This window comes from Thiorhodococcus minor (assembly GCF_010820565.1).
Lineage (GTDB): Bacteria > Pseudomonadota > Gammaproteobacteria > Chromatiales > Chromatiaceae > Thiorhodococcus > Thiorhodococcus minor.
This window is the reverse complement of sequence record NZ_JAAIJQ010000201.1, coordinates 1-2,731: the sequence shown is the minus strand read 5'-3', so window position 1 is coordinate 2,731 and position 2,731 is coordinate 1. Positions and strand designations below refer to the sequence as shown.

At 65.9% G+C, this 2,731-nt stretch carries 2 protein-coding genes; both read left to right on the top strand.

Annotated features, from left to right (window positions below; all coding sequences use genetic code 11):
* Positions 1 to 237 precede the first annotated feature (237 nt).
* Positions 238 to 1,755, top strand: a complete 1,518-nt coding sequence (gene istA / locus G3446_RS26235) for an IS21 family transposase (protein ID WP_164456605.1) — start codon at positions 238 to 240, stop codon at positions 1,753 to 1,755.
* A gap of 70 nt (positions 1,756 to 1,825) precedes the next feature.
* Complete coding sequence (istB, locus tag G3446_RS26230) at positions 1,826 to 2,581, top strand: IS21-like element helper ATPase IstB (protein ID WP_164456604.1); 756 nt, start codon at positions 1,826 to 1,828, stop codon at positions 2,579 to 2,581.
* Positions 2,582 to 2,731 lie beyond the last annotated feature (150 nt).

Sequence of the window (2,731 nt, the reverse complement as noted above, 5' to 3'; positions counted from 1 at the left end):
TGAGTATTCCGACGGAATCCGGACACCCATTCCGATCCAAACCGGACACCAATCCGAGGTCAAAGCGGACAGCGTTCCGAGCTGAAAGCGGACACTGATTCCGATTCAATGCGGACAGCACTCCGATGAATTCGGACAGCCGTTCGCACACGAATCGCGCCGCGGGATAACCCAAGTAAGCTGCCGTCCTTTTTGCTCATGCAACGAGGACGGCCCATGCCACGAGAACGGTTATCCATGCGAAAGATCCACGAAATCCTGCGCCTGAGCTGGGGCGCGCAGCTGTCGTTACGCGCGGTGTCGAAGACGCTCGGGATCGGCAAATCGACGGTGTCGGATTGCTTGAAGCGCGCGCAGGCGGCGGGATTGTCCTGGCCGCTGCCGGCGGACTTTGACGAGGAGCGTCTGCAGCAGCTGCTTTATGCACCGCAGGCACGCACGACACGCCGCCGCGAGGCGATCGACTGGGCGCAGATCCAGCGCGAGCTGCGCGGCAAAGGGGTGACGCTGTTTCTGCTCTGGCAGGAGTACCGCGAGCAGCATCCCGACGGTTACGCCTACAGCCGCTTCTGCGAGCTCTACGCGCAGTGGCGCGGGCAGGTCGATGTGGTCATGCGCCAGAGCCATCGCGCCGGCGAGAAGCTGTTCGTCGACTACGCTGGGCAGACGGTCGACATCGTCGATCCCACCAGCGGCGAGGCGCATGCGGCGCAGATCTTCGTCGCCGTGCTGGGCGCTTCGAGCTACACCTACGCCGAGGCGACGCGCACGCAGACCCTGCCGGACTGGATCGGCGCGCATGTGCGCGCCTTAGCTTTCTTCAATGGGGCGCCAGAGATCATCGTCCCGGATAATCTGCGCAGTGCCGTCAGCCAGGCGCATCGCTATGAGCCGGATCTCAATCCCACCTACCAGGACTTCGCACGGCACTACGGGGTAGCGGTCATCCCCGCGCGCGTGCGCAAGCCACGCGACAAGGCCAAGGCCGAGGGCGGCGTGCTGCTGGTCGAGCGCTGGATCTTGGCGCGCCTGCGCCACCAGACCTTCTTCTCCCTGGCCGCGCTCAATGCCGCCATCGCCGAGCTGCTCACGGGCCTGAACGCACGCCCTTTCAAGAAGCTCGAGGGCTCGCGGCGCAGCCACTTCGAGGCCCTCGACCGTCCGGCGCTGCGCCCTTTGCCCAGCACGCCCTATGAGTACGCGGAATGGCGCAAGGTGCGCGTAGCGCCGAACATCCACATCACCGTCGAGGGACATTATTACTCCGTCCCTCACACCCTGGTGAAACCCCAGCTCGATGTGCGCCTCACCGCCACCACGGTGGAGGTCCTGCACCAGGGACAGCGCGTCGCCAGCCATGCCCGCAGCGCACGCCGCGGCGGCTACACCACCGTCGCCGCACACATGCCCGAGGCCCATCAGCGCTATCTGGATTGGACGCCCGAGCGGCTGCTGCGCTGGGCCGAGGAGCACGGCCCCTCTACACGGACATTGATCGAGCGCCTGCTCGCCGCGCGCGCGCATCCCCAGCAGGGCTTCAACGCCGCCTTCGGGGTGCTGCGCCTAGGCAAGGACTATGGTGAGGCACGCCTGGAGGCCGCCTGCGCCCGCGCGCTGGCCATTGGCACCCTCAGCTACAAGAGCCTCGCCTCGATCCTCGCCAAGGGCCTCGATCAGCGGCCACTCCCGCATCAGGCACCCGAGACCGACCCCATCGTGCATCCCAATGTGCGCGGCGCCGGCTACTACCACTGACGTCGCCAGCCCACGCCCCGGCACCCCGCCGGGGCCTTCTCCCGTACCGACCACTCAGGAGACTCTCTCCATGTTGCTCCATCCCACCCTCGAGCGCTTAGCGCAACTGCGCCTCACCGGCATGGCCAACGCCCTGCAGGAGCAGTTGCAGCAGCCTGACATCGCCACCCTGAGCTTTGAGGAGCGCCTCGGCCTGCTACTCGACCGCGAGACCACCGAGCGCGAGAACCGCCGGCTGAAGACCCGGCTGAAACAGGCCAAGCTGCGCCAGAGCGCAGCGATCGAGGACATCGACTACCGCGCCCCGCGCGGCCTCGATAAGGCCCTCATGACCCGACTGGCGACCGGGCAGTGGATCGGCGAGCACCTCAATGTCTTGATCACCGGGCCAACCGGGGTCGGCAAGAGCTATCTGGCCTGCGCCCTGGCCAATCAGGCCTGCCGACTCGGCTACACCGCCCGCTATCGGCGCCTGCCGCGCCTGCTCGAGGAGCTCGGCATCGCCCGCGCCGATGGCCGCTACAGCAAACTCCTCGCCGAGCTGGCCAAGACCGATCTGCTCATCCTCGATGATTGGGGTCTGGCACCCATGAACAGCGAGCAGCGCCGTGATCTGCTCGAGATCCTCGATGATCGCTGCCGCACCCGCTCGACCCTGGTCACCAGCCAGCTCCCTCTCGAGCATTGGCATGAGTATCTTGCCGATCCGACCCTGGCCGATGCCATCCTCGACCGCCTCGTGCACGCCGCCTACACGCTCACGCTGCGCGGCGAGTCCATGCGCAAGCGCACCTCAACATTGACAGCGGAGGCTGTCACACAGTAACAAGAACGTCCCCGCAGCGTGATCCAAGGATCCGTGTCCGGCTTCGCCGGATTGGGTGTCCGCTTTCCTTCGGACTGACTGTCCGGTTTCGATCGGAACGACTGTCCGCTTTCCTTCGGACTGGGTGTCCGGTTTCACTGGAATACGCAC

Excerpts from the sequence above, each read along its gene's own strand:
- istA (WP_164456605.1), top strand. The coding sequence starts at position 238 with ATGCGAAAGATCCACGAAATCCTGCGCCTGAGCTGGGGCGCGCAGCTG.
- istB (WP_164456604.1), top strand. The coding sequence starts at position 1,826 with ATGTTGCTCCATCCCACCCTCGAGCGCTTAGCGCAACTGCGCCTCACC.